Below are 2,771 nucleotides of genomic sequence, written 5' to 3' on the forward strand. Positions count from 1 at the left end.
TAGACTTCTCGGAGAGCGTCGCGGAGAGGCCGACCCTCTGGATCCTGCTCCTGGAGGCCTCCTCCAGCCTTTCCAACTGTAACAACAGCGTGATAGTTGGAACTAACGTAGGATACCTTGCCATAAGCAGGTAACGTAACCATAAATACTCTTCGCGAGGTGCTTTAAAGTATATGCAAGCAATCCAATTATAACGTTATCTCACTAAGTGAGAACTTCTTGCCTTCCTGTACTATTTTACAATCTCTCACCACCTAGGGAGCTTTCGTGAGTCAGCAAGGATGGTACTCCGCTAAGTCCTTAGACTCCATATCGAATATAAAATGTATTAACTAGTCTATAAGCATCAGCATGGTAATATATAAACTAGGTTTATTTTAAATGATATCAGAGAGGAAGTGGTTATTATGGCAACAAAAGATGTTAGTTTCATTTCAGTCATAGTAACTGCTTACAACAGGAAACAGTACCTTCCTTATGCTCTCCGCAGCCTTGAGTCTCAGAGCCTTTCTAAGGACAGATTTGAGGTTATTGTTGTTAAGAACTTTGAGGACAAGGAGAGCGATAAGATAATAAGAAGGAACGGCTGGAAAACATAATTACTGAAATCGTCCCCCTGGGAGGTAAGATAGCTGTAGGTTCCGAGGAGGCGCACGGTGATATAATAACCTTCCTGGGGGACGACGACATGTATAGGGAGGATAGACTTTAGTTAATTTATAGGGTTTTTGCTTCATTACATGATGTAGTCTACTTTCACAACGAGCAGGTATTTATAGATGAAAGAGGGCAGATGATTTCTGATAAGAGCTAATTTCCTGCGGTAAAGGGTCAAAGCGGCTTCGTCCTCCAGGCTAACCTGCTGCTAAAAGTTGAGAGGAATCTTGGAGTTTGTTATTATCAGATGTTGCCTCTGCTTAAGGTCTTTGGCTCAGGGCTCGAATTTAACAACAGCTCCATAGTGATCTCGAGGGAGGCGGCCGAGGGCCTTGTGGAGGGCCTCAGGAGGATCCCTGGGACCTCCGATGTCGACAGATTCATATTCGCTGGCTCATTAGCGTATGGCCCTACGCTCCACAAGCCAAGGATATTGACCCTTTACAGGAGGCCTGGCCTTTCACCAGGCCAGGGTAAGCCCATGAACTTAGCCAAGCAAGGCCTCAAGTATTTAAAGTGGTCAAGAACCGCATCGTGTGGGGGACTTTGTGGCACTTATGGAAGGAATCAAGATACTCGCACGAGCTGGGCTTCTGGATGTAGCTAGCTTCTTCGAAAAATACGCTCTGTCCTTGGTTATTTCATGTTTCCTTGCCAAGCTGGCCCTCAGCAAAGAAGATGCGAGGACTAACGAAGGCCTATCGGAGTTTCGGGAAGGCGTTACTTGAGGGCGCCTTTTAGCAGTTTGGACCTGCGTTGTTCCTGGATGGGATAATGACTTTGCTATACGGCCTTAAGCCCTTTGATAGATTAGCTCCAAGCTTGCTTGCCTTAATACATAGGCCTAGAAGAAGATGTAGGCGTTGATAAGAATAGTGCATGGTTTACATAGCTTACTAAATGGACGCTACGCAAAATAACTATTGTTGTAATATGTTATTGTAAAGGTTCTCTAAATCATTAATAATGGTTTCCTGGTTCCACCTACTCAGTGCCATATCTCTCGCCCTTTGTCCCATTCTCCTAAGTTCCTCTCTTGACATCTGGCTCACCTCCACTAGAGACTTGGCAAAACTTTCCAAATCGTACACGTCCACATGAAAGCCGGTTATCCTGTCATCAACCTGCTCTACGAGTCCTCCGTTATCCTTTGTAACCATCACGGGTCTTCCAGAGAGCATGGCTTCAGTGACTACCCTTGCCCAGGTCTCAAACACCATGGATGGAACAACTACAACATTAACGTCCCTGAATAGCTCCTTAAGCGAGGAGGCAAAGTTCTCAAAGGATACCCAACCGGTTAGCTCCACTTTGTCCCTTATCCCCAGCTCCCCTACTAACCTTACAACGTCAGGGCTTGCGAGTCCGCCGTATATCTTAAGTCTTAGCCTAGGGTTTGCTTTAATGGCCATAGCAAGAGCTTTGATGAGCTGGAAGACACCTTTACCCTCGTCAGGATAGCTCAGGAAGGCGAAAGTAAAGGCATCGGAGGGCTCGTAAGGTGAGTACTCTATGTTGTACGGCATTAAGGCGCTAATATACACGACCCTTATGTTGGCCTCTTCATAACCAGCTCTTACGAGCAACTCCTTAGTCGATTTGCTGACAGCCAAAATTGCATCGGATCTCGTCAAGTTCCTCCTGATCCACGACCTCTTCAGCTTCCAGTAGAGGGCCTCCCCTAGGGCAAAGGCCTTTCTTGGCCCTCTCTTCATGCTGTAGATACACTTGGCGGCCTCCAGCATGCTTGAGGTGCAGCCGCAAGCGCTGTAGCCATAGGCATTAAAGTAGCATATGGGCCATAAGTAATGAACAGCGATTACACCCTTAATGCCCTGACCGTGAGCAAAGTAAGCCAGCTCATGCATAGCATTCATTGAGTGGACTATAGAGTCCTTAGATGGGTTGATTGCATTTAAGGTTTTTCTTGCATAAGTTGGAAGGTTAACTGCTACATCATAACCAAAGGGCTTAAATGAGGGAGGCTTAGGAAGAACATCGAACTCTGAGGGAAAGGTTGTCCACAATCTAACTTCATGTCCCCTCTCTCTAAGCTTTTGGAAAACCACTTTTGTGGTGGCGTATGTACCTCGTTGATTGGCCTCTATAACTAG

The 2,771-nt window shown here is 46.1% G+C and carries 2 protein-coding genes; one reads left to right on the forward strand and one right to left on the reverse strand.

Translation table 11 applies throughout. The features are described 5' to 3' along the window. The first annotated feature begins 407 nt into the window (after positions 1-407). On the forward strand, positions 408-599 hold the full coding sequence (locus ACP5H1_RS08235; RefSeq protein WP_427973983.1) for a glycosyltransferase family A protein: 192 nt from the start codon (positions 408-410) through the stop codon (positions 597-599). A 978-nt stretch (positions 600-1,577) separates the two neighbouring features. Here ACP5H1_RS08235 and ACP5H1_RS08240 read toward each other — a convergent pair. Next, a partial coding sequence (locus ACP5H1_RS08240) for a glycosyltransferase family 4 protein (protein WP_427973986.1) occupies positions 1,578-2,771 on the reverse strand: 1,194 nt, incomplete at its 5' end.

This window comes from Acidilobus sp., assembly GCF_049973875.1.
In the GTDB taxonomy this organism is placed as follows: Archaea; Thermoproteota; Thermoprotei_A; order Sulfolobales; family Acidilobaceae; genus Acidilobus.

Excerpts from the sequence above, each read along its gene's own strand:
- ACP5H1_RS08235 (WP_427973983.1), top strand. The coding sequence starts at position 408 with ATGGCAACAAAAGATGTTAGTTTCATTTCAGTCATAGTAACTGCTTAC.